The sequence below is a fragment of the Olsenella sp. KH3B4 genome, assembly GCA_900111695.1.
Classification (GTDB): domain Bacteria; phylum Actinomycetota; class Coriobacteriia; order Coriobacteriales; family Atopobiaceae; genus Tractidigestivibacter.
In genome coordinates, this window is the sequence record FOHD01000006.1 from 53535 (window position 1) to 77631 (window position 24097).

The 24097-nt window shown below is 63.9% G+C and carries 23 protein-coding genes and 2 tRNA genes; 7 read left to right on the plus strand and 18 right to left on the minus strand.

Annotated elements, in window-relative coordinates:
• Positions 1–223: 223 nt before the first annotated feature.
• The 7 genes from ispF to tatA form a co-directional block, all read right to left on the minus strand.
• Positions 224–706, minus strand: a complete 483-nt coding sequence (gene ispF / locus BMX94_RS07005) for a 2-C-methyl-D-erythritol 2,4-cyclodiphosphate synthase (RefSeq protein WP_091005106.1) — start codon at positions 704–706, stop codon at positions 224–226.
• 77 nt (positions 707–783) lie between these two features.
• Positions 784–1548: a 2-C-methyl-D-erythritol 4-phosphate cytidylyltransferase gene (gene ispD, locus BMX94_RS07010; protein WP_091005108.1), complete on the minus strand. Its 765-nt coding sequence runs from the start codon at positions 1546–1548 to the stop codon at positions 784–786.
• Positions 1545–2621 (minus strand): DNA integrity scanning diadenylate cyclase DisA, encoded by a 1077-nt coding sequence (disA, locus tag BMX94_RS07015; RefSeq protein WP_091005109.1) that lies wholly within the window; start codon positions 2619–2621, stop codon positions 1545–1547. The genes ispD and disA overlap by 4 nt, the downstream gene beginning before the upstream one ends.
• Before the next feature lie 98 nt (positions 2622–2719).
• On the minus strand, positions 2720–5317 hold the full coding sequence (locus tag BMX94_RS07020) for an ATP-dependent Clp protease ATP-binding subunit (protein ID WP_091005111.1): 2598 nt from the start codon (positions 5315–5317) through the stop codon (positions 2720–2722).
• A 147-nt stretch (positions 5318–5464) separates the two neighbouring features.
• Complete coding sequence (gene lysS, locus BMX94_RS07025; RefSeq protein ID WP_091005112.1) at positions 5465–7705, minus strand: lysine--tRNA ligase; 2241 nt, start codon at positions 7703–7705, stop codon at positions 5465–5467.
• Positions 7706–7940: 235 nt separating this feature from the next.
• Positions 7941–8420, minus strand: coding sequence for a transcription elongation factor GreA (greA, locus tag BMX94_RS07030; protein ID WP_091005114.1), 480 nt, complete (start codon positions 8418–8420; stop codon positions 7941–7943).
• Positions 8421–8471: 51 nt separating this feature from the next.
• Positions 8472–8813 carry a twin-arginine translocase TatA/TatE family subunit gene (gene tatA / locus BMX94_RS07035; RefSeq protein ID WP_059052864.1) on the minus strand — a complete coding sequence of 114 codons (342 nt, stop codon included), beginning with the start codon at positions 8811–8813 and terminating at the stop codon, positions 8472–8474.
• Between the two features lie 166 nt (positions 8814–8979).
• On the opposite strand from tatA, the gene BMX94_RS07040 reads away from it, so the two are divergent.
• The 3 genes from BMX94_RS07040 (at position 8980) to BMX94_RS07050 (ending at position 11953) form a co-directional block, all read left to right on the plus strand.
• Positions 8980–9795 (plus strand): spermidine synthase, encoded by an 816-nt coding sequence (locus tag BMX94_RS07040; protein ID WP_177171367.1) that lies wholly within the window; start codon positions 8980–8982, stop codon positions 9793–9795.
• A gap of 132 nt (positions 9796–9927) precedes the next feature.
• Positions 9928–11235, plus strand: coding sequence for an alpha-amylase family glycosyl hydrolase (locus tag BMX94_RS07045; RefSeq protein WP_091005118.1), 1308 nt, complete (start codon positions 9928–9930; stop codon positions 11233–11235).
• Positions 11236–11332: 97 nt separating this feature from the next.
• Positions 11333–11953, plus strand: a complete 621-nt coding sequence (locus BMX94_RS07050; RefSeq protein ID WP_091005120.1) for an NUDIX domain-containing protein — start codon at positions 11333–11335, stop codon at positions 11951–11953.
• A gap of 36 nt (positions 11954–11989) precedes the next feature.
• On the opposite strand, the gene BMX94_RS07055 is transcribed toward BMX94_RS07050, so the two are convergent.
• Positions 11990–12814 carry a Cof-type HAD-IIB family hydrolase gene (locus BMX94_RS07055; RefSeq protein ID WP_091005122.1) on the minus strand — a complete coding sequence of 275 codons (825 nt, stop codon included), beginning with the start codon at positions 12812–12814 and terminating at the stop codon, positions 11990–11992.
• Between the two features lie 179 nt (positions 12815–12993).
• Between BMX94_RS07055 and BMX94_RS07060 the strand changes: the two genes are divergently transcribed.
• Positions 12994–13311 (plus strand): YbaN family protein, encoded by a 318-nt coding sequence (locus BMX94_RS07060; protein ID WP_091005124.1) that lies wholly within the window; start codon positions 12994–12996, stop codon positions 13309–13311.
• A 55-nt stretch (positions 13312–13366) separates the two neighbouring features.
• Positions 13367–13684 (plus strand): MGMT family protein, encoded by a 318-nt coding sequence (locus BMX94_RS07065; protein ID WP_091005125.1) that lies wholly within the window; start codon positions 13367–13369, stop codon positions 13682–13684.
• A 112-nt stretch (positions 13685–13796) separates the two neighbouring features.
• On the opposite strand, the gene BMX94_RS07070 is transcribed toward BMX94_RS07065, so the two are convergent.
• From BMX94_RS07070 to BMX94_RS07080, 3 genes are all read right to left on the minus strand, one after another.
• Positions 13797–13873 (minus strand) — tRNA-Pro (locus BMX94_RS07070).
• 15 nt (positions 13874–13888) lie between these two features.
• Positions 13889–14779 carry a 4-(cytidine 5'-diphospho)-2-C-methyl-D-erythritol kinase gene (locus BMX94_RS07075; protein ID WP_059052850.1) on the minus strand — a complete coding sequence of 297 codons (891 nt, stop codon included), beginning with the start codon at positions 14777–14779 and terminating at the stop codon, positions 13889–13891.
• A gap of 16 nt (positions 14780–14795) precedes the next feature.
• On the minus strand, positions 14796–15095 hold the full coding sequence (locus BMX94_RS07080; RefSeq protein ID WP_059052848.1) for a Veg family protein: 300 nt from the start codon (positions 15093–15095) through the stop codon (positions 14796–14798).
• A gap of 286 nt (positions 15096–15381) precedes the next feature.
• Between BMX94_RS07080 and BMX94_RS07085 the strand changes: the two genes are divergently transcribed.
• Entirely contained in the window at positions 15382–16458 is a 1077-nt protein-coding gene (locus tag BMX94_RS07085; RefSeq protein ID WP_091005127.1) for a M24 family metallopeptidase, read from the plus strand.
• A 370-nt stretch (positions 16459–16828) separates the two neighbouring features.
• Here BMX94_RS07085 and nagB read toward each other — a convergent pair whose 3' ends face one another.
• From nagB to BMX94_RS07105, 4 genes are all read right to left on the minus strand, one after another.
• A complete protein-coding gene (gene nagB / locus BMX94_RS07090; RefSeq protein ID WP_059052844.1) occupies positions 16829–17563 on the minus strand; it encodes a glucosamine-6-phosphate deaminase in 735 nt (244 codons plus the stop codon).
• A gap of 248 nt (positions 17564–17811) precedes the next feature.
• Positions 17812–18435 (minus strand): RdgB/HAM1 family non-canonical purine NTP pyrophosphatase, encoded by a 624-nt coding sequence (rdgB, locus tag BMX94_RS07095; RefSeq protein ID WP_091005128.1) that lies wholly within the window; start codon positions 18433–18435, stop codon positions 17812–17814.
• 43 nt (positions 18436–18478) lie between these two features.
• A complete protein-coding gene (rph, locus tag BMX94_RS07100) occupies positions 18479–19222 on the minus strand; it encodes a ribonuclease PH (protein WP_091005130.1) in 744 nt (247 codons plus the stop codon).
• A gap of 86 nt (positions 19223–19308) precedes the next feature.
• Positions 19309–19384: transfer RNA gene (locus BMX94_RS07105), tRNA-Val, on the minus strand.
• 133 nt (positions 19385–19517) lie between these two features.
• Between BMX94_RS07105 and BMX94_RS07110 the strand changes: the two genes are divergently transcribed.
• Positions 19518–21062, plus strand: a complete 1545-nt coding sequence (locus tag BMX94_RS07110) for a Mur ligase family protein (RefSeq protein ID WP_091005132.1) — start codon at positions 19518–19520, stop codon at positions 21060–21062.
• 94 nt (positions 21063–21156) lie between these two features.
• Here BMX94_RS07110 and deoD read toward each other — a convergent pair whose 3' ends face one another.
• Genes deoD through deoC form a run of 3 tightly spaced genes read right to left on the minus strand, consistent with a single transcriptional unit; the run spans position 21157 to position 23764 of the window.
• Positions 21157–21876, minus strand: a complete 720-nt coding sequence (gene deoD / locus BMX94_RS07115) for a purine-nucleoside phosphorylase (protein ID WP_091005134.1) — start codon at positions 21874–21876, stop codon at positions 21157–21159.
• A gap of 2 nt (positions 21877–21878) precedes the next feature.
• The gene (locus tag BMX94_RS07120) at positions 21879–23069 is read right to left on the minus strand and encodes a phosphopentomutase (protein ID WP_091005136.1); all 1191 of its coding nucleotides are present in this window, start codon (positions 23067–23069) and stop codon (positions 21879–21881) included.
• A 53-nt stretch (positions 23070–23122) separates the two neighbouring features.
• Positions 23123–23764, minus strand: a complete 642-nt coding sequence (deoC, locus tag BMX94_RS07125; protein ID WP_091005138.1) for a deoxyribose-phosphate aldolase — start codon at positions 23762–23764, stop codon at positions 23123–23125.
• Between the last annotated feature and the right edge of the window lie 333 nt (positions 23765–24097).

A 24097-nucleotide genomic window follows, 5' to 3' on the forward strand; every position in this document is an offset into this window, starting at 1 on the left:
ATGCCAAAATCAAAATGCGGCGCGTGGTGCGATGGTGCGGTGTTTCAAGTGCGTGGTACATCGTGCGCGGCCTGTCCAGATGCGAGCGCCGAAACCACCAGTCCCGGCGCGCGCACGTAAGACAGGGTAACCCCCTCTCGGTCCGGGCACACAAAGTGTGCGCAGACTCTCCGAGAGGCCTGCACCCCATACCCATAGAACGCATACGAGTTGGAGGAGAAATCTATGGCATAACCCTGTCGAGAAGAACCACGGCCCAGGCGGCAATGCCCTCCTCGCGTCCCACAAACCCAAGGTGCTCGGTGGTTGTTGCCTTGACCCCCACCCGAGACACGTCAACCCCCATGGCGTTGGCCATGGTCTGACGCATCTGCTCGCGGTAGGGCGCAAGCTTGGGCACCTGAGCAGCAACGGTGCAGTCTGCGTCGACAAGCGAGAAGCCCCGCTCCCGGGCAAGCCCCATCACGCGCGAGAGCAGAACCATGGAATCTGCGCCCTCGTAGGCAGGGTCGGTGTCAGGAAAAAGCTCGCCGATGTCACCTGCGCGCATGGCACCCAGGATGGCATCCATGAGGGCGTGGGCGAGCACGTCTGCGTCGGAGTGGCCCGCAAGGCCACACTCGCTGGGCACGGCAACGCCCCCCAGAACGAGCGGGCGCCCCTCGCAAAACGCGTGAACGTCAAAGCCATGTCCGATGCGAGTCATGCCCACTCACCTCCGAGGCGTGTGCCTGGTCGCTTGTCGTTGCTACGGTCTGGTGCAGCGTGAGTCATGTGCACGGCCTACGTGAGCAGTCGCTGCTCTAGCGCGGTGCAAGCAATCGCCAGATCCTCTGGCACGGTAACCTTGATGTTGTCTCGCGGAGAATCGTAGCAGCGGACCTTGCCGCCATGGCGCTCCACGAGGGAGGCGTCGTCGGTTCCCTGGTAGCCCTCCCAGGCAGCGGACTTGTACGCCGAGGTGAGCGCGCGGGTGCGGAATACCTGCGGCGTCTGCGCCGCCCAGTAGAAGGAGCGGTCTGGCGTAGCAATGATCACGCCGTCCTCGACGAGCTTGAGCGTGTCCACCGAGCGCGTGGCGCAGATGGCGCCCGCAAGCTTGGGATCTTCTCGCACGCAGGCAATGACGCCCTCGATGACCTCGGTCTCGATGAGGGGGCGCGCCGCGTCGTGGACGGCCACGAAGTCAAAGCCGCGAGGCATGGCAGCCAGCCCGTGCGCAACGGACTGCTGCCTTGTGTCGCCAGATGCGGCAAGCGTGACAGGCGTGAGCAGGGTCACGCGAGAAAGGACTTCGTCGCGCACGGTATCCACGCGGTCCGGCGCACACACAACCACGATGTGGCCAATCGAGGGCGCGTGGTCAAAGGCGAGAAGGGGCCAGCACATAAGCGGAAGCCCGCAGAGGTCCACGAACTGCTTGCCGCGCGGGTCCCCAAAGCGCTCGCCTGTACCGCCGGCAACGATAATCGCCACGGTATCCGGCCCCTTGCCCTCCTCGCCCACACGCTCAGCAACGGGCGAGGCGCATGTCTCTGGTGCGCTCATTCGCTCTGCCCCCACATGCGGTGGAGGCTATTGGCCAGGGCATCTGGGTTCTTGACGCCAATCTCGCCCAGCTTTGAGGAGTCGTCCTCGGCGGCCTCCAGGATCTCCTGGAGCGAACCGTACTCGTCCACTATCTTATCGGCCATGCCCTCTCGCACCACGGAGACGCGCGAGAGCGTGCGCAGGCCAAGCGGGGTCATGATGGTGTCCTCGCCGTAGTCGTCGTAGCCCAGAATGCGCGCGACCACCTTGGGCGAACGCAGCTGCGGGTTGGCCATCTCGTGGAACTGCTTGCGGATGGCACGCGCGTGCTCCTCGGAGGAGTCTTTGGCATAGTCGCGAATCATGAGGTTGTAGGCCTCGTCCATGTCGCCCAAGAACTCCTCGCGCTGCATCTCGGTGACGCGGCCGGAAGTGCCCAGCTGGACGATGCAACGGTCAAGCTCATCCCCTGCGGACATGAGCACCTCGAACAGGTAGAAGATGTTCGTAATGTCGCCGAGCGTGACGAAGTTGTCCAGCTCCAGGCTCGTGAGGTGCTGCAGGCTGCGATCAAGCTGCGAGCGGGTGTTCTGCATGGCGGCGGTGAGCTGGTTCACGGTCGACATGATTTCGGCAACGGGGCGCAGCTGGAAGCCGTGACCGTTCACATAGACGTTGACCACGGAGCGACGCTCGGAGACGGAGATGACCATGGCCTTGGTGAGCAGGCTCATGCGCGCCGCCGTGCGGTGGCGCGTACCCGTCTCGGTGGTGGGCAGCGACGGGTCGGGGTTGAGGTGGTAGTTGGCGCGCAGGATCTTGGTGAGGTCCTTGTCGACAATGACCGCGCCGTCCATCTTGCAGAGCTCGAACAGGCGGTTTGCAGTGAACGAGACGTCCATGGCAAAGCCGTCATCACCTGCGGCAAGCACGTTCTGGGTATCGCCAACGCAGATGAGGGCACCCAGGTGACCGGCGATGATCATGTCCAGGGCCACGCGCAGCGCCGTTCCCGGCGCCGTCATCTTGATGGCACTGTCGATGCGCTGCTGGGTTGTGAGGGCCCCTTTGTCTAGCTCGGCAGGATCCATAGCGCCTCCTTGGGCAAGCCGGCCCGCACATGGCGGGCCGGATGAAACTCGAACCACAGTATCAGTATATGACGAGCCGGAGCGCTTGAACGCCGTCCCTATGCGCCAGATGCGGCAAGCCCGCCTTCCTGCGGAGACGGATGCACGCCAGGGTCCGTCGACCAGCGGTCACGCGCCGAGGGCAGCTCCATGTGCTCGTGCTTGCGCGGAGCGGGAATCTCGCCCGTGCCCTTGGAAAAGACAAGCTCGTCTCCCTTGGCATCCACCTCGATGATGTCGCCGCGCTGCCACTTGCCCTCCAGGAGCTCCTCCGAGAGCGGGTCCTCGATGAGCGTCTGGATGGCCCGACGCAGCGGGCGCGCCCCATAGATGGGATCGGTGCCGCGCTTGGCCACGAGGTCGCGGGCCGCGTCGGTGAGCTCGATCGACATGCCATTGGCGATGAGACGATCGCGCAGGTCGGAGACCATGAGCTCCACGATGCCGCGCAGCTGCTCGCCCGTAAGGGACTTGAAGACAACAATCTCGTCCACGCGGTTGAGGAACTCGGGGCGGAAGAGCTTCTTGAGCTCGGAGGTCACGCGGCTCGTGATCTCCTTATCCGAGAGGCCCGAGGCGCCGGATGCCGAGAAGCCCATCGTGGTGGTCTGTGCGATGTCGCGCGCGCCAATGTTGGAGGTCATGATGATGACCGTGTTGGAGAAGTCCACGTGGCGACCCTGGCCATCGGTGAGCCTGCCCTCGTCCAGGATCTGGAGCAGGACGTTGAAGACGTCCGGGTGGGCCTTCTCGATCTCGTCGAAGAGGACCACCGAGTACGGACGCCTGCGAACGGCCTTGGTGAGCTCGCCGCCCTCGTCATAGCCCACATATCCCGGAGGGGCACCAACGAGCTTGGAGACCGTGTGCTTCTCCATGAACTCGGACATGTCGAAGGTAATGAGCGCGTCCTCGGAGCCAAAGAGGAACTCTGCGAGTGCCTTGGCGAGCTCGGTCTTGCCAACGCCCGACGGACCAAGGAAGATGAACGACCCACCGGGACGCCGCGGGTCCTTGAGGGGCGAGCGACTGCGCCTGATGGCGCGCGCGACCTTGGTCACGGCCTCGTCCTGGCCGATGACGCGCTGGTGGAGAACGTCCTCGCAACGCAGCAGCTTGGACGCCTCGGCCTCGGTGAGGTTGGAGACAGGCACACCGGTGATGCTCGAGACCACGTCGGCAATGTCATTCTCGTCCACCGTGACCACGTTCTTGGCGAGCTTCTCGCGCCAGGCGCTCTCGAGCTCGTCGCGCTTGGCGACAAGCTCCTTCTCCTGGTCGCGCAGGCGGGCGGCGTCCTCGAACTCCTGGGCGGCGGCGGCCTTGGCCTTCTCGTCCCTCACGCGGGCGAGGTCAGAGTCGACCTGGGCAATCTCGGGGGGCAGTGTGGTCTTGTGCACGCGCGTGCGCGCACCCGCCTCGTCGATAACGTCGATGGCCTTATCAGGGAGGAAACGGTCCTGAATGTAGCGGTCGGCAAGGGCGACGGCCGCCTTCAGGGCCGCCTCGGTGTAGTGGACGTGGTGGTGCTCCTCGTAGCGGCTCTGCAGCCCATGCAGGATCTCGAGGGCATCCTCGGGGCTAGGCTCGCCGATGTAGACCGGCTGGAACCTGCGCTCGAAGGCGGAGTCCTTCTCGATGTGCTTGCGGTACTCCTCGGCCGTAGTGGCGCCAATGACCTGGATCTCGCCACGCGAGAGAGGCGGCTTCAGAATGGATGCCGCATCAATGGAGCCCTCGGCCGAGCCCGCCCCGATGATCGTATGGATCTCGTCGATGAAGAGGATGTCGTTGGGGTTGTCCTCGAGCTCGGCGACAACCTTCTTCATGCGCTCCTCGAACTCGCCGCGGTACTTGGAACCCGCAACGAGCGACGCCACGTCGAGCGTCCAGATCTGCTTGCCACGCAGGATGTCGGGCACGTTGCCGGCCGAGATGAGCTGCGCCAGGCCCTCAACGATGGCCGTCTTGCCAACGCCGGGGTCGCCCAGGATGAGCGGGTTGTTCTTCTGCCTGCGCGCAAGCACCTGCATGACGCGCTCAATCTCGCGGTCGCGATCGAGGACCGGGTCGAGCTTGCCCGACTCGGCAAGCTTGGTGAGGTTGCGACCGTACTTCTCGAGCATGGAGCCATCGTCCGAGGAAGGCTGGCCACCCATGCCCATGAAGGTACTGGGGTCCATACGAACCTCAGCCGCGGACTGGCCCTCCTCCTCGGTGCCCTTAGAGACAAGCTCGTTCACCGCGTTGCGCACGGCATCCCCAGAGACGCCCATGGCGCGCAGGGCGTCCATGGCGCGGCCGTTGCCCTCGGACACAATGCCCAGGAGCAGGTGCTCGGTGGCAATGTAGGTCTGGCCATGCGTCATGGTCTCGCGGTAGGCAGCCTCGAGCACGCGCTTGGTGCGAGGCGTGAAGGGGATATGGCCACCAGGGACGGGCTCGGTCTCGTCCTGGGAGAGCTGCTTTACCGTCGCGAGCGTCTCGTCGTATGTGACGTCGAGCTTTGCGAGCGCCTGCGCGGCAACGCCATCACCCTCCTTTATGAGGGCCAGGAGCAGGTGCTCCGTGCCCACGTACATCTGGCCGAGGTTTCTCGCCTCGTCCTGGGCCAGGCTCATGACCTTCCTCGCCCTGTCAGTGAATTTTTCGAACATGCGCTGACGTCTCCTCAATGCCATGCGGGTCGACAAGAAACGCGCGGGCCGGATGGCCCGCGCGCAGGATTGCGTGCCCCGCGCCGTCTTCTTGGGTCTGTGTGTACCCACGCGCGGGAGCGGGCAAACACGCGGACAAAACGTACGCTATTGCTCGGGGTGGCTCTTGAGCCACTCGTCGCGGTCCGGCGCGATGGCGCGCATGGCCTCAATCATGCTTGCAAACAGGTCATCGAGCTCCATGTCGTTAATCTCAGCGCCGTGGCGGATGACGTCGCGGCTGCAGCCGGCGGCAAAGCGCTTGTCCTTGAACTTCTTCTTGAGCGACTTGACCTCAAGGTCCATGACCGACTTGCTGGGACGCATGAGAACGGCAGCCTGGATGAGGCCGCTGAGCTCGTCGGCAGCAAAGAGCACGCGCTCCATCTTGGACTCGGGCTGGGGGAGTTCGGGGTTGTTGTCGGAGTTATGCGTCTGGATGGCGTGCACCAGCTCAGGCGTTCCGCCCTCGGCCTCGATGAGCTCGCCGGCCTTCACCGTGTGATTGATCGGGTCCTGGAACTCCTCCCAGTCAAGATCGTGGAGAAGACCCACCTGGCCCCAGAAATCGACGTTTGCCGGGTCGTACTTCTCGGCGTAGTAGCGCATGAGACCCTCGAGGGTCTCGGCGTGCTGGATGTGGAAGGGGTCCTTGTTGTAGCGCTCGAGCAGAGCAAATGCCTGGTCGCGCGAAAGGCCGGTGGTGAGGGCGGGCGCCGCGGAGTCACGCGCGGCCTCGTTGGCGGCGCCGTTCTCGGCGTCGTCCGCAATCACGTCCACGGACGCGGCAGCGTTGTCGGTCTTCTCGGGAAGCTGCGAGGCGATGTCCGCACGGGTGACGACCTCGGGCTTCATCTGCGGGAAGAGCAGCACGTCGCGGATGGCGGGCTGGTCGCAGAAGAGCATGATCATGCGGTCGATGCCGTAGCCAATGCCGCCCGCAGGGGGCATGCCGTACTCGAGCGCGCGCACGTAGTCGTAGTCGTAGCCCATGGCCTCGTCGTCGCCCATACCCTTTGCCGCGACCTGCTCCGCAAAGCGGCCGGCCTGGTCGACGGGGTCATTGAGCTCGGAGAACGCGTTGGCGTACTCGTGGCCGCAAATCACAAGCTCGAAGCGGTCCGTGAGACGTGGATCGTCGGCCTTGCGCTTGGCGAGCGGGCTGACCTCCTCGGGGTAGTCGCAGACAAACGTGGGGTCCACCAGCGTGGACTCGCCCAGCTCGTCGTAAAGCTCGAAAAGGAGCTTGCCGGCGCCCCAGCCATCCTCGGCCTCGATGCCGTTCGCGCGGCAGAGCTCGCGCAGGTGCTCGATGGGGGTGTCCATGTCCACGTGCTCGCCCACCACCTGCGAGGCGACCTCCGAGAGGGGCACGGAGCGCCAGGTGCCGCTCATGTCCACCTGCTGACCCTGGTACGAGATGACCTCATGGCCCTCCTCGCAGCCGCACACCTCCCGTGCGATGGCCTTGAAGAGGCCCTCGGTGAGGCGCTTCATGCCGTCGAGGTCGGAATAGGCGCAGTACGCCTCCATCGAGGTGAACTCGGGGTTGTGCGTGAGGTCCATGCCCTCGTTGCGGAACTGGCGGCCAATCTCAAACACGCGCTCCATGCCGCCCACAATGAGGCGCTTGAGCGGCAGCTCTGTGGCGATGCGCAGGTAGAAGTCACGGTCAAGGGCGTTGAAGTGCGTAACGAAGGGCTTCGCATTGGCGCCGCCGAGAATGGCGTGCATCATGGGGGTCTCAACCTCCATGTAGCCGTCGGCCTCCATGTAGCGGCGAATCAGGCTGATGATGGCGCTGCGCTTGCGGAACACGTCGCGGACCTCGGGGTTCATGATGAGGTCGACGTAACGCTGGCGGTAGCGCACCTCGCGGTCGGTGAGGCCGTGGAACTTCTCGGGCAGCGGGCGCAGGGACTTGGAGAGCAGCACGAGCTTGGTAGGCGCAATGGAGAGCTGACCGCGACGGGTACGCAGTACGCGGCCAGTGGCGTTAACGATGTCACCGAGGTCAAGCTGGCGGAGAAGCGCCCAGCCCTCCTCGCCGAGGTCATTCACGCGGCAGAAGAGCTGAATCTGGCCGGTGACGTCCTCGAGGACGATAAAGGCCACCTTGCCCTGACGGCGGAGCGCGCGGATGCGACCGGCAACAGAGACAACGTCTTGGGTGTCCTCGCCCTCGGGGAGGCTTGCGTAGTCCTTCTCGAGTTGGGCTGCATGGGCCGTGACCTCGCTTGCAATGGGATAGGGGTTCACGCCCGCATCGATGAGTGCCTGACGACGAGCGCGGCGCTGGGCTCTCTCGTCATTGGTGTTGTTCTCGCCCATCTTGGTCTGGTCGGCCATTACTGCTCCTCGTACTCGCGCGCGCCCGTCGGCGCGCATTGTCTTCTCGTGCCTGGCCGGCGTTTAGCGGCCACAGCGCAAACCATTGTACTGTAGCGTTTTGACGGATGAGACAAAGGGACAGTCCCTTTGTCTCACGAAAAGGCCCCTCCGGGGAGGGGCCCAAGTCGCTCTGTGCTCGCGGGATGAGACAAAGGGGATGAGACAAAGGGACTGTCCCTTTGTCTCACGGAGGTTAGCGAGTAATGTTCGCGATCGTGTAGCTCTTGGTCTTGCCGGCGGGCGTGGTGAACTCCACCTGGTCACCCTTGCCGCAGCCGATAAGTGCCTGGCCTGCGGGGGACTCGTTCGAAATCTTGTGCTCGAGCGAGTTGGTCTCGGTAGTGCCAACGATGGTGAACTTGGTCTTCTTGCCGCGCTCGTCCTCAAGCTCGACGGTGGTGCCAATGGAGACCCTAATGCCGCCGTGCTGCGCGTCAGCAACGACCCTTGCCACGGAGAGCGTCTGGCGAATCTCGGCAATCTTCGACTCGTTCTGCGACTGCTCCTCCTTGGCGGCATCGTACTCGGAGTTCTCCGAGAGGTCGCCGAAGGAACGAGCCTCCTTCAGGCGCTCGACAATCTCGTCGCGAAGCTCGCCCTCGCGGTACGCAAGCTCGTCAACAAGCTTCTGGCGGCCTTCGGCGGTAAGAGTGATTTCCTTGCTGTTATCCATGACCCTGCTTTCCTCGTAGTGCGTGGGAAGGACGTACCCTGGGCGCCTGGGTTACTCGCCCAGCTTGGCGCCACACTTCTTGCAGAAGGCGGCGTCGGCGGCGTTCTCGGTACCGCACTTGGGGCAGAACTGGACGTCCTCCTTGGCCTTCTCGGCGGGGGCATCCTCAACGTCGGCGTCGTCCTCGTCAGCGACGACCTCCTCGGCCTCGTCCTCCTTGGGCTCCTCGACCTTCTTGGAGTCCTTGTCGTCGCCCTCCTCCATGCCCTCGCGCACGTTCTTGACGGTCTTGCCAAGGGCGGAGCCGAGCTTGGGGAGGTTCTTGGGCCCAAAGATGATCAGCACAACGACAACGATGATGAGCAGCTCGGGAATGCCAAGTCCAAGAATCATGGTGAGGTCCTCCTAGATGTGGATGAATGAGGCGAGCACACTTTGCGTGCTGCCGCATCCGCTAGTATAGCCGAGGATGTTTCCTAGTCACAATATAAACTGGGAGTTTGGGTATAGGCCCCTGTGCTGTCCGCCCCCGCTGCAAACTACCTCGTTAGGAGCGCACATGCCTACCTGGCTCATCGTCGTGATCGTCATCTCCTGGGTTCTCTTTGCCATTGTCTTGGCACTGCCGTGGCTGCTCAAGCGGCGCGGGGTCGAGATGCGCCGCACCAAGTTTGGCCCCGCCCTCATCTTTGAGGCGGCCGACGACGACGGCACCCCCGTTCGCCTCCTCAACGTGAACGGAACCTTCCAGAGCGTCTGCTACCTACCCGACGACCTGCACTTCGAGCTCGCTTGCGTGTATCACCGAACCATGGCGGAAGTCTGCTACGACCTGCCGAACGCCACGCGCGCGCTGGTCATTGGCGGCGGCGGATATTCTCTGCCCAAGTGGCTCGTGGCACACCGGCCCAAGCTACACGTCGATGTTGTGGAGATAGATCCGCGCGTCACCGTAATTGCCCGCGAGCGCTTCTTCCTCGACGACCTCATCGAAAAGTACGGCGCAGGGCGCATCTCGCTTGTAAACGATGACGGCTGGGACTACCTGCGACGCGCCGAGCGGCCCTATGACGTCATCGTGAACGATGCGTTCTCGGGCAACCACCCGCTCGGCCAGCTGGGGACAGACGAGGGCGCGCAGCTCATCCGCGCCAAGCTCAAACCCGGCGGGGTGTATCTCGCCAACCTTCGATGCTCCGCCCAGGGTCGCCACGCGCGCATCCTTGATGAGGTTGAACGGGCCTTCTCGGCGAAGTTTGCACACGTTGCCTATGTGCCCGAGTGGCCGGACAAGCCCGAGGAGCGCGGCAACAACGTGCTTGTCGCCACGGACGCCGAGCTGACGCTGCCCGAAGGCGCCGTTGTTGTGAAGTAGACGCGGTTGTGCCGGTCGCCGATTGCGCCCCCGAACGCGTTGCCTTGTTTAAACAAGTATTGCGTCCCTTGCCGCGATGGTCCACCATGTGCATCGGCCGCACTACCCGGCATCTGCCAAGAAGGGACCCACATGGCACAGGACACCAAAACATCCATTCGCAGCCTCGTCATCTACTCCGTCTTTGTGCGCAACCACACGCCCGAGGGCACGTTTCGCGCCGTGATTCCCGACCTGCCTCGCATTCACGCGTTGGGAACCGACGTCGTGTGGCTCATGCCCATCCATCCCATTGGCGAGAAGAACCGCAAGGGAATGCTCGGGAGCCCCTACGCAAACCGCGACTACCGGACGGTCAACCCCGAGTACGGCACCATGGAGGACTTCCATGCACTGGTGGACGCCATCCACGCCGAGGGCATGAAGTGCATGATCGACGTGGTATACAACCACACCTCCCCCGATTCGGTCCTCTTTGAGGAGCACCCGGAGTTCTTCTTCCGCAAGCCCGACGGCAAACCCGGCAACCACGTGGGCGATTGGTCCGACGTCATCGACCTCGACTACAACGTCTCGGCGCTCTGGGACTACCAGACTGAGACCCTGTGCCAGTGGGCCCGCATCGTCGACGGTTTCCGCTGCGACGTCGCCTCCTTTGTGCCCGTGGAGTTCTGGAAGCGCGCTCGCGCCGAGGTGGCGAAGGTGCACCCCGGATGCCTGTGGTTGGCCGAGACGGTACACCGCTCGTTTGGCGCCGCATGCCGCGCGGCGGGCATGACCTGCGCTCGCGACTCCGAGGCCTTCGAGGCCTTTGACATGGAGTACGAGTACGACGTCCAGGAGGCCTTCGAGCGCTACCTCAAGGGCGAGATTCCCCTCTCGTGCTACCTCGACCTTCTCGACTTCCAGGAGAACCTCTACCCGCAGAACTACGACAAGCTTCGCTTCCTCGAGAACCACGACGTGCCGCGCATTGCCTCCTACGTGAAGAGCGAGTCCGACCTGCGCAACTACACGGCGATGCTCTACTTCAAGAAGGGAACCACGCTTGTCTATGCCGGGCAGGAGGCGGCCTGCTCGCACCTTCCAAGTCTCTTCGACCGCGACATCATCGATTGGAACACCGGAATCGACCTTTCCGACCTCATGCGTCGCATGGCCGACATCAAGCATACGGAGCTTGACGCAGACGACGCTTTCTTCGTGGCGTCAGATGACGAGAACGACATTGCCATTCTGCGTCGTGAGCACGAGGGCAGGCGCAAGGTTGGCGTCTTCTCGCTCAAGTCTCGCCCGGCAAGGGTGGAGGTACCGCTTCCCGACGGCGCGTACGAGAACCTCATCGACGGCTCGACCGTCACGGTGCAGGATGGGCGCCTGGCATGTACCGGAGCGCCCATTGTGCTCGCGGCAGACGTGGAGCGCGTCTGGGGCGTGTAGCGGGCGTGCGAACGGGAGGCATCCCGTCGCGGTAGCATGAGGCCGGGTACCCAGCGCGGGCGCCCGGCCTTTTTCCCAGAAAGGAAGCGCGACCAATATGTCTGAACCACTGAGGGACAAGAACGGCCTCACCGAGGAGGAGTTCCTAGCAAGCTACAGCCCCAAGGACTACCCTCGCCCGTCGCTCACGGCCGACAACTGCATCTTCCGCGTTGGGCCAGATGGCGCCCTCAAGCTGCTGCTCATTCGCCGGGGCGGCCACCCGTTCCTGGGGTGCTGGGCGCTTCCGGGCGGCTTTGTGAGCCCGGGGGAGACGGCGCTCGAGGCCTCCAAGCGTGAGCTGCTCGAGGAGACCGGCGTGGAGGGGCTCGCGCTCGAGCCGGTAGGACTCTACAGTACGCCCGGCCGAGACCCGCGCGGATGGACCATATCGCAGGCGCACATCGCCGTAGATGACCTTGGCGCAACCGCGCACGCCGGAGACGACGCAGCCGCCGCAGCCTGGTTCGACGTCGCCTCAACAGAGAAGGCAGGCCGCACGAAGCTCTCGCTGAGCGCAGGGGACACCACGCTCACCAGCGACTTTGCGATACAGCCTGCACCCGTGACGGGAATACCGCGCTCACGTGACGTGCATGGCGGGGGTCTTGCCTTCGATCACGCGCAAATCATCGCAGACGCCTGGCTGCTGCTTAGGTATGCGCGAACGCGCGCTTAGCCAAGGCTTGCCAATGGGGACCCAACGCGAACGGTACTACTTCAGCAGGTAGTCGTAGATCGCCTCGGCACAACCGCCGTGGTTGTTGTCTGCGACGGTAACGTCTGCGGTCTCAAGCACGTCAGGCGAGGCGTTGCCCATGGCGATGCCAAGCCTGGCGGTGCGCAGCATCGCCAGGTCGTTGCCCGAGTCACCCACCGCGATGCACCTCTCCGGAGTAATGCCGAGAAGCCCGCACAAGTCCTTGAGCGCAGACCCCTTGCTCACACCCCTGGGAGAGAGCTCGAGCGAGTTCGCCTGGCTAAAGGCCGCCTCCACGGGTATGTCTCGCTCCTCGATCTTCTCAAGCACGTCGAGAGCGTCCTCGCCCACCACCGGGTGCACGATGTACTTCGCAATCGAGGACGCGTGCCTGAGAACCCAACCCTCGATGTCATCCACCTCGTGGCACACGCGCACGAACATGTCGTGGAACTCCCCGAGCCCATAGCGGTCAAGATGATCAAAACTCCCCGCAGGGTCATAGGCCTCCGTACCCGAGAAGATCTCGAGCATCACGTCCCTGCCACGATGCGTCTCCAGAAGCTGCGGAATGGCCGCCGCGTCAATGGCACTCTCGGCGAGAAGAGTGTCGCGACGTAGGTCGAGCAGGTGCGCGCCACTCGTGCAGATGGCATAGGGAACATCAGGAAGCAGGTCACGGTACGGCAGCATCATGCTGGGGCTGCGGCCCGTGGCGATGGCCACGACCTTGCCGGCGCCAGCCGCGGCGCGAATGGCTTCGAGCGTCGAGGGCAGCACGTGCTTCTCGCCATCAAGAAGCGTCCCGTCCATGTCAAAGGCAATAAGGTCGAAGGCCATGCCGTTCCTTTCGTGAGGTTACTCCGTCTTTTGGCGACGTCGTGGCCGCGCGTCGAATGTACACCGAGTGTGGCCGCCGTCAGCCAATCTCCACCACAGCTGTGGAAACGCAGCACTTGGGCGTGTCTCTCGGTGTTAGTATTGGCTAACATTTTTCGACGCGATCACAGGGGTAGGCGATGACGACACGTAGAAGGCTCGCAAGGGGGCTTTGGATTGCGCTGGGCTGCGTATGCCTCGCGCTGGGGACCATCGGCATCGCGCCGCCCATACTGCCTACGGTCCCCTTTTATATGGCGACGGTCTTCTGCTTTGCCAAAGGCTCCGAACGCCTGCACGACTGGTTCGTGGGAACCGGCCTCTACCAGAAGCGCCTCGCGGGATCTGTCAGCAGCCGCGCCATGACGATAAGGGCTGTTGTCTGGGTATGCCACCTGCTCTACTTCTTCCTGAGGGTCCAGACGGTTCCGGAAGGACAGGCGCTCGAGGGCGAGTAGGACAACAATCCCTCTTGCGCGTATGCTTCTGGGGATACTTGGAAAGGGGTAGGCCATGGCCAACAAGGACTTCTTCCAGCACGCATACGACATCGTTCGTCAGGTGCCAGAGGGACGCGTGGCCACGTACGGTCAGGTGGCGCGCATGATGGGTGAGCCGAGAAAGGCCCGCTACGTGGGATTTGCTATGCACACAAGCCCCGGCATGAAGGGCGGAGTTCCCTGCCATCGAATTGTTTTTGCCGACGGCAGCCTGGCACCCGGCTTTGCGTTTGGCGGGCCCGACGAGCAGCGAAGGATGCTCGAGGCCGAGGGGGTTGGATTTCTCCCCAACGGCAAGGTCAACCTGCGACAATATCTCTGGGAGGCGTGATCGCGCTGGCGCTTGGGGGCAGTCCACAATGCCCGATGGGAACGGCCTGTTCAAAATTTGCGGTTGAAAACAAAAAAGCCCAGGAGCACACGCTCCTGGGCTGCAGTTTAGATGGTCGGGACGACTGGATTTGAACCAGCGACCTCTCGGTCCCGAACCGAGCGCTCTACCAAGCTGAGCCACGTCCCGTTAGCAGACGACACTTTAGCAGACTTGGCCGTCCAAACCAACCGTAAACACAGCCTTTGCCCACCATCCGTGCTCATTTTCCGCAGCACGTGCAATACGCTCGGCCACGGAAGTAGTTTCGCAGATGGCAAACGAGCAGGAACCGGAGCCCGTTATCTGCGATGCCATCACGCCCGGCTGTCGCGAAAGCCAAGCGGCTGGCTCTCCCATGACGGGCTGCAGGCGAAGCGCCGCCGGAGCAAGGTTGTTGTAAAGGTGCGCCGCGGCGCCTTGGACATCGCGCAGCGCAAGGGCATCGCACAGTGCATCGCAGCTGCTGGGCAAGGCAGGATCGCGGTCGAACTCCTCGTACACCTCGCGCGTTGAGCTGGCGCACCCAGGGGGCATTACCAGCGCAAGGGGCACCCCGACAAGCGCGGGAAACGTCTTCTCCAGCGTATCGCCTGCTCCCCTCAGAAGCGACGGCACCGGATTGAGGAAAAATGCCACGTCCGCACCCACGCGTCGCGCCACGCCAACAACGCGCCGGTCAAGCGGGTCGACACCCCAACGCTCCGCAAGGGCACGCAGGACGGAGCCGGCGTCTGCCGAGGAACTACCAAGGCCTCCTCCGCTGGGAATTTGCCGCTCAATGCAAACGGAAACGCACTCGTCGACGCCCAGTTCCTGCGAGAGAAGCCCGATCGCCCGCTGGGTGGCGTTGCGCCGCGCGGGGCCGTCTAGCGCCGGTTCGAACAAAACGCTGGTCTCATCCGCAGGCTCGATAGTGATGGTGTTGCCAAGGCCAACCGGTACCATGACCGAATCGACGCGGTGGTAGCCACGCGCGTCCTTCTCAGCATAAATGCCCAGGTGCAAGTTGACCTTGCAGGGCGCATGGACAATCTGTCGGCACGAGCGCGGCATGCGGCCTCCGGCGAGACTACTCTTCGGGGAGGTCGGCCGTGTAGTCGAGCAGGCGCTCACCGGTGTTCATGTCGTAGAGCTCGACGGTGCCGGTAAGCACGTCGACGTACTGGTAGGACTGGCGCGCCTTCCGGCCGCGGCGCTCCTCGACCTCAATCACGAACAGGGACGGGTGCACGTGAACCAAGGTACCCGCGCGCTCGACGATGCGCGAGCGGCCCATGTTGGCGCGGACCTTCACACGCTGGCCCTCGAGGGCCTTAAGCTCGTCGCGAATCTGGTCGATGCGGTTAACAGGCGGAATGTCGTTCTCCATGAGACTCCCAACAGGCCACAGCTGGCCCAAGTATCGTTTACACAAAGTCTGATAATACCCATAAGTAACGCTGTTCCTGCAGTTGGGCAAGAAAAGAGCACGACAAGAACACGGGTTGACCTGCGGATTGGCGGGACCCGCTTCGCCCTTCGCGCCAGGTGCTACACTTCCGGCGTCAGCGACAAGAGCACGACAAGAACACGGGTTGACCTGCGGATTGACGGAACCTGCTTCGCCCTTCGCGCCAGGTGCTACACTTCCGGCGTCAGCGACTAAGGAGGACGCAATGGACGAGAAGAGAAGGGCGCAGGTAATCGAGAACCTGCAGGGCATGGGACTAACGCAGGCACTTATTTCGGACCCTATGTCGATCTACTACCTCACGGGCTACTACACCGAGCCCTACGAGCGCTTCTTGGGGCTCTATCTCAGCGCAAGCGGAGCCTCGACGCTCTTTGCCAACCGCCTCTTCCCGGATGCCTCCGCGGCGTGCGAAGACATCCGCACTTTTGACGACACCGAGGACCCCGTGCCGCTGGTCGCAGCGGTCACGGACCATAATGCGCCGCTCGGCGTGGACAAGAAGCTTTCCGCGCGCTGGCTTGTGCCGCTTCAGGAGGCAGGCGCCGCCTCCGCGTTCAAGCTGGGCTCCGCCGCCGTTGACAATGCTCGCTCCGCAAAGTCTCCGGAGGAGCAGGACCTTATGCGCACGGCGTCGCGCACGAACGATAAGGCCATGGAGTGGCTTCGCGCCCAGGTTCACGAGGGCGTGACCGAGCAGGAGATTGCCGGCGGTCTTCTCGACGTCTACCGGTCGCTTGGCGCGCAGGATCACTCCTTCGCGCCCATCGTGAGCTTTGGGGCAAACGCGGCGGATCCGCACCACTCCCCCGACGGCACCGTTCTTGCCAAGGGTGACGTGGTTCTCTTCGACGTGGGCTGCCGCCAGGACATGTACTGCTCGGACATGACGCGCTCGTTCTTCTACGGCGCCCCCAGCGAGCACCAGCGGGCCGTCTACGAGTGCGTTCGTCGCGCAAACGAGACGGCCGAGACCATCGTGCGACCTGGTGTCACGTTTGCCGAGATAGACCGCGCCGCGCGCACGGTCATTGAGGATGCCGGCTGGGGGCAGTACTTCACGCACCGGCTGGGACACCAGATTGGCCTCGAGGACCACGAGCCGGGCGACGTCTCGTCCGTCCACGACGAGCCCGTGCGCCCCGGCCAGTGCTTCTCCATCGAGCCCGGCATCTACCTGCCGGGTGACGTGGGCGTGCGCATCGAGGACCTGGTCATCGTGACCGAGGATGGCTGCGAGGTGCTCAACTCGTATCCCAAGGAGCTCACGGTCCTGGCGTAGGCCGGCTGCCGAGAAGCGCCGCGCACCGGGGGGTCGGGACTGCGCCGGGGCAGGCCTCTCCCCCTCCCAAAACTGCGGCTTAATTGCAGTGCGGAGGCCCCTCCCCGGCAAAACTGCGACTTAGTTGCAACCCTCCGAGGGGATGCAAGCCGTTTACCAGCGGTTTTCTCAGCAGCGCCCCTCCCAGAACTGCAATTAAGTCGCAGTTTTTGGGAGGGGCGGTCCCTTGGGCGGGGCGGTTCCTTGGGCGGTTGTGGGCGGCTCCTTCGGCGGGGTCGCCCCAGGGGGCGACGCCTCCGGAACGAGGTCGGGGGCGCCGCCCGCGAAGAAGCAACGCCCCCATCACCCAACCGTATGGCCAGATCCGCGTCTACGCCTCGGGGCAGAGCGCCAGGGCCGCCTCGTCCGCAATCACGGTGCAGCTGGTGTGCAGCTGCAGGATGGACGCCGGGCACTGCGGGGTAACGGGGCCAAAGCACATGTCGTAGACGGCCTGGGCCTTCTCGGGACCAGACGCCAGGATGAGAATGCTGCGCGCGTACATGATGGTCTGCACACCCATGGTGTACGCCTGGCGAGGCACGTCGTCCGCATTGTCGAAGAGACGGCTGTTTGCCTGGATGGTACTCTCGGTAAGGTTCACGCAGTGCGTGCCCTTTGAGAAGTGATCGTCCGGCTCGTTAAAGCCAATGTGGCCGTTGCGGCCAATGCCAAGGAGCTGCAGGTCGGGATAGCCCGCGTCACGTACCATGCGGTCGTACTCGGAGCAGGCCTCGTCCGCGTTGGGGTTGGCGCCGTCGGGCACAAACGTGTTGGCAAGGTCGATGTTGATCTTGTCGAAGAAGTTCTGGCGCATGAAGTAGTGGTAGCTCTGCGGGTCTTCGTGCGTAAGGCCGCGGTACTCGTCCAGGTTGTAGGTAGTGACCTGCGAGAAGTCACAGTCTCCCTTGCGGTTCCACTCGGCAAGCTGCTCGTAGGTGCCAATGGGCGTGGTGCCGGTAGCAAGGCCAAGAACGCTGTTGGGCTTGAGAATCACCTGAGCAGAGATAACGTTCGCCGCCTTGCGGCTCATGTCCCGGTAATCCTTGGTGCGAATGACTCTCATGACGATTCCTCCTTCTGCAAGCGGGCGACCCTCGTGGCACCCGCCCGTGGCATGCAAGCCACGTTTGACGTGTGCGGCCACCAGGGCGAGGTCGCGATTGCTATGAGAAGGATCCGCCACGTCGAGGCCCCTGCCCGTCCATGGCGACCCGGGGCACGCGCTCCGGACAGCTTCATTTTACCTGTGCGAGACGAGACGGCGCCCTCAAACCCAAAGACTACGCGAATGCACCGTCAACATCCACCGGGCTACAGCTTGGCAGCCAGGTCCTCCAGCGCGTGGAACCGGTGCGAGATGGCGTTCTTCTCGGCAGGTGAAAGCTCGGCCATCGTCTTTCCCGGGGTATCCGCTGGCAGGAACAACGGGTCGTACCCAAAGCCGTTGCCCCCACGGCGCTCGTGGCCAATCGTTCCCTCGCAGTCACCATCTCCGCGCAGAACCTCGTCACCACGGACGAGAACGACAGTGGAGTGGAAGCGCGCACCGCGCTTCTCGTCGGGAACGTCTGCCATGAGGCGCTCGAGCTTGTCGTTGTTGGCGTCGTCGTTGCCATGCTCGCCGGCCCAACGCGCCGAGAAAATCCCAGGCGCGCCGTCAAGCGCGTCCACGCAGAGCCCCGAGTCGTCGGCAATCGCCATGGGAAGGCCCGTCTCGTCGACTGCCGCCCGGGCTTTGATGAGGGCGTTCTCGAAGAAGTCAGCGCCGTTCTCGACGGGATCGGGGAAGTCTCCAAGCTCGCCCAGGGCAACAAAGCGCACGTCAGGAAGGACCTCTGAGAGAATCGCCTCAATCTCGGTCACCTTGTGCGGGTTGCCCGTGGCCACCACCACGGTACGCGAGGGGTCAAGGCCCATGATGTCGATCTTTGCCATTGTCGTTGTCCTTTCGATGCGCGCGGTCCCGTCGTTGCTGGCGCTACGCCCCAAAGCCCGTGACCTCGCGCTGAATCTGGAGGAGCTGGTCGATGCCCTTCTGGCCAAGGTCAAGCAGGCGCCCCAGCTGCTCGCGATCGAACGTCGCGCGCTCACCGGTACCCTGGACCTCCACAATGCGACCATCCGAGGAGCCCACGAGGTTCATGTCCACGTCTGCATGCGAATCCTCGGGATAGTCGAGGTCGAGAAGCTCGACGCCACGCACGACGCCCATCGAGATGGCGGCGACCTGCCCCGTGAGGGGAACGCGCTTGATGCGGCCCTTCTCGCGCGCGGCGACGAGCGCCTCGTAGAGCGCCACCCAGGCACCGGTGACGGATGCCGTACGGGTGCCGCCGTCTGCCTGGATAACGTCGCAGTCCACAGTCACCGTGAACTCACCGAGGTGGCGAAGGTCGCACACGGCTCGCAGCGAGCGCCCCACCAGGCGCTCGATCTCCATCGAGCGGCCCTTGCGGCCCTTGTACTCACGCGGTGTACGGCGGTTGGTAGACGCAGGGAGCATGGCATACTCCGCCGTGACCCAGCCATCCTTGCTCGCGCCGCGCCACTTGGGCACGCCGTCTGCAATGGTCGCCGCGCAGAGCACGCGCGTGTCACCAAACTCGGCCAGGCACGAGCCATCGGCGTTCTTCATGATGCCGGGGGTCAGCTTGACCGGGCGCATCTCGGCAACAGACCTGCCAAAGCTGCGCTCGGGCTGGGTGGCGCTCTCCTGGGCCATGGTGTCTCCCGTCTGCCGACGCTCGACCGCCGGCGCTCATGCAACGGGGCCAGCCGGCTCACGCCGACCGGCCCCGGTCTTCTCCATGGTGGGCGATGACGGATTCGAACCGCCGACCTTGTGCGTGTAAGGCACCTGCGCTAGCCACTGCGCCAATCGCCCGTGCTAAGCGAGTGTACCACGGACATCCAAAATGAGTTCGCCTGGTTGACGTTCCCGTTGGTCCACGGACTTGTCGCGTAAGCGAGCGTCGTGCTGAGAAGAAAGTCCCATCCCGCCTGCTATACTTGGCGCCATGAATACTACACTTGTATCTCTCGCCCGGCTCCTCGACCACGAGGGGCTGCTGGCCACCACAGCAAACATCACTGCCGAGAAGGGCGCCACGCCTGTCACGGGGGTCGACTGCGACTCTCGCGTCGTTATGCCCGGCCACGCCTTCGTGTGCAAGGGCGCCGCGTTCAAGCCCGCGTACCTCACCTCCGCGCTCGAGAAGGGCGCCGTGGCGTACCTCTGTGACAAAGACCGAGCCCCAGAGCTGGCCGTCGTTGCCCCCGGCGTACCCGTACTCGTCGCCACGGACCTCCGTCGCGCGATGGCGCTCGCCTCGGCCGAGGCCTTCGGCCACCCGGACCGCGACCTCACCGTCGTTGGCATCACGGGCACCAAGGGCAAGTCGACCGTCTCCTACATGCTGCGCGCGGTGCTCGACGGCAACGAGCCACATGCTCGCACTGGCGTCATGGGCTCCATCGAGACCTTCGACGGCGTCGAGCGCGAGGAGAGCCACAACACCACGCCGGAGTCCCCGGACCTCTGGCGTCACCTCGCAAATGCCCGCGAGGCAGGCCTTGCCTACATGGATATGGAGGTCTCCAGCCAGGCCCTCAAGTACGACCGCGTCTTGGGCCTCAACCTTGATATTGCCTGCTTCCTCAACATTGGGCGCGACCACATCTCCCCCGTCGAGCACCCCAACTTCGAGGACTACTTCCAGAGCAAGCTCCGCATCTTCGACCAGGCGCGCGTTGCCGTGGTGAACCTCGACTCTGCCGAGATCAAGACCATCCTCGAGCGCGCCAGCCGCTGCGAGCGCACGGTGACCTTCTCGGCAACGGACAGCTCGGCCGATGTCTGGGCTTCGGACATCAAGAGCGCCTATGGCACGGTCTCGTTCACCGCGCATACGCCTACCTGGGTAGGCCCAATCAACCTGGGCATGCCTGGTCTCTTCAACGTGGACAACGCACTTGCGACCATCGCCATTTGCGAGGTCCTGGGTATTGGGCGCGAGAAGATTGCCGCGCCGCTCTCCCGCGCGCGCGTTCCCGGTCGCATGGAACTTCTCGCCAGTCCCGATGCCAAGGTCGTGGCACTGGTGGACTACGCCCACAACAAGCTCTCCTACCAGCGCTTCTTCCCTTCGGTTAAGGAAGAGTTCCCGGGGTATCGCATCATCGCCGTCTTTGGGGCCCCCGGCGGCAAGGCCTACGAGCGCCGCCAGGAGCTTCCCCAGGAGGCCGCCAAGTACGCCGACCACCTCATCTACACCGAGGAAGACCCGGCAAACGACCCTGTTGAGGAGATCTGCCAGCAGATGGCCGACGCCACACCCGCCGGCACCTCCTACGAGGTCATCCTCAACCGCGAGGAGGCAATCCGTCGCGCCGTCCAGCTGGGCTACGAGGGGGAAGGTCCCGCGATTCTCTGCCTGCTTGCCAAGGGCGACGAGACACGCCAGCACGAGGGCAACGAGTTTGTCCCCTGCCGCACGGACGGGGACATCTACGAGGAGGCCGTTCGCGACTGGCACGCAGCTCACCCCAAGGCAGTCGAGTAGCTCTCGCCCCACCTAACGGCATACGACAAGCCCGGACATCCCACCGCAGGATGTCCGGGCTTTCTTCTCGGCTACGCCATGCCAGTTGGGCGCACTATTCCGGAAGCGCCAGGCTCAGCGCGACCTCCATCATCTGCGTGAGGCTCTCCTGTCGCTCCTCGGCGGTGATCGCCTCTCCGCGCGAAACGACGTCCGTCACGGTAAGCACCGTGAGCGCGCGCTTGTGGGCGCGCATCGCATTGAGGTAGAGCGCAGCCGACTCCATCTCTACGGCAAGGACGCCCATCTTGGCCCAGCGCTGCTCCGCGGTGGGGTCGTCGTTGTAGAAGACGTCCGAGGAGAGCACGTTGCCCACACGCGTGGGATAGCCAAGCCTCGCCCCTGCCGCAGCGGCACGATTGAGCAGGCCAAAGTCCGCTATGGGCGCGAGGGTCCCCGGCACGTTGAACTGGTGCGCGTAGTTGGAATCGGTGCATGCGCCCATCCCCAGCACGATGTCGCGCAGACGGACGTCCGGAGCAACGCCGCCAGCCGTGCCAATGCGCACAATCGACTCGACGCCGTAGAAGTTGAAGAGCTCGTACGAGTAGATGCCTATGGAGGGCATGCCCATGCCGCTGCCCATCACCGAGACGGGACGGCCCTCGTAGGTGCCCGTGTAGCCCAGCATGTTGCGGACGCCGTTGAACTGCTCCACGTCCTCGAGGTATGTCTCGGCAAGGCGCTTTGCCCGAAGTGGGTCTCCCGGCATAAGGACGAACGGGGCAATCTGCCCCTCGACGGCCTCGTTGTGCGGGGTGGGAGTTGCTGCCATGGCTAGACCTCCAGGATCTGGTCGAGATGCGACACGCCGTTGGGCAGCGCGGGCGCGCCCAGGTAGTCGAGGACCGTCGCCGATACGTCCGCAAACGTGGGTCGCGTACCAAGGTCGACGCCGGCCCGAACGTGAGGGCCGCACACGAGCCAGGGCACGTACTCACGCGAGTGGTCGGTAGACGGTGTCACGGGGTCGCAACCATGATCTGCGGTAATCATGAGCAGGTCATCGTCGCGCAGGCCGGCCACGATGCGCGGGAGCTGGCTGTCAAAGTAGCTGAGGGCGCGAGCGTAACCTGGCGCGTCGTTGCGGTGACCGTAGATCATGTCGAAATCCACGAGGTTGGTGTAGCAGAGGCCCGTGAAGTCGCGTCCGGTCGCTTCCACCGTTCGCTCGATGCCCTCCTCGTTGCCCGAGGTGAAGACGTGGTCGGTGATGCCGCGGTGCGCAAAGATGTCGTAGATCTTGCCAATGGAGAGCACGTCCTGCCCGGCCTCCTTGAGCACGTCGAGCATCGTGGTCCCGGTGGGCTCAAGCGAGAAGTCATGCCTGCGGGGCGTGCGCTCAAAGTGCGGCCACTCCCCCGTGTACGGGCGCGCGATGACGCGGGCAACGCCATGCTCGCCCGTGAGAATCTTCCGCGCGATGCGGCAGTACTCGTAGAGCTGCTCGGGAGGCACCAGATCCTCGTGGGCAGCAATTTGGAAGACGCTGTCGGCCGAGGTGTAGACGATGAGCTTGCCAGTCTCGAGCTGCTCGCGTCCATAGTCCTGAATGACCTGCGTGCCGGAGTAGGGCTTGTTGCAGAGCACCCCGCGGCCCGTCTGGCGCGTGAACTCGTCCAGTACCTCTTTGGGGAAGCCGTTGGGGTACGTGGGGAAGCGCTTGGGCGAGATGACGCCCGCCATCTCCCAGTGCCCCACCGTGGTGTCCTTGCCGGCCGACGCCTCACGGAGACGGGCAAACGCGCCAGTGGGGGATGTAACCGGCTTGAGGTCAACGTGATAGGGAGACTCGAGCGCCCCCTCGATGTTGAGAAGCCCGAGCGACGCCATGTTGGGAACGGCAAGCTCGCCCGTGGTGGCGCAGGCGCACAGGGTGTTGCTCCCCTCGTCGCCCCACTCCGCGGCGTCCGGCTCGGCGCCAATGCCAAAGCTGTCCAGTACGATGAGAAACACTCGCCTACCCATGCAACCTCCTCGTATACCCAGCGATGCCAAGGCCGTGCACCAGCATCCGGCTCCTAGCCCTCAACGATCTTGACGCCAGCGCTGCAGCCAAGGCGGTCGGCGCCCGCCTCGACCATGGCGAGTGCCTCCTCCTTGGTGTGGATGCCGCCCGCCGCCTTGACCTTGCAACGGTTACCCACGGTCTTGCGCATGAGCGCCACGTCGTGCACCGTGGCGCCTCCGGTGGAGAAGCCCGTGCTTGTCTTCACGAACGACGCGCCGGCGGCCACCGCGTCCTCACAGGCGCGAACAATCTGCTCGTCATTGAGCAGGCAGCACTCCAGGATGACCTTCACCGGGTGCCCCTGGGCCGCCTTCACGACGGCAGCGATATCGTCGATGACGTAGCGGTCGTCTCCGGCGACAAGGTGGCCCCCGTTGATCACCATGTCAATCTCTGTGGTTCCGTCCGCCACGGCCTGCGCGGCCTCGGCCGACTTCGCCGGCGTGGAGCATGCCCCAAGAGGGAACCCGATGCAGGTGGTGACGCCAACGCCCGTATCGGCAAGGCGCTTGGCGGCCAGCGCCGTCCAGCACGAGTTGATCGCAACTGTGGCAAAGTGGTACTTTGCGGCCTCGTCGCACAGGCGCTCGATGTCTGCCTGCGTGGCGTCCTGCTTAAGGTTGGTATGGTCGATGTAGCCGTTGAGTTCCATGATGTGGCCCAGCTCCCCTTGAGGCGTTTTTCTCTCGCCCAACCTTGACACAATCTGAGCCCTCACGCAACGTGGCACCCGCTGTGGTGCGTAGCGGACGCACGGGCTTTCGGCACAGATAACCTCACACGTGTTATTTCTTTTTTGATATTTATCAAAAGAATCCCAGTTGATGTGGCATTGATATCAATATTGAAATAACACGTGTGAGGTTTACCGTGCCAGCATAGGTCAACATCGCCAGCGAGCGCCAGGGGGCAGCAGGGCCCGAGCTTGCACTCCCCACAAAAAGAGGGCCGAGGCGCATTGCCTCGACCCTCTGCGATGGCTGAG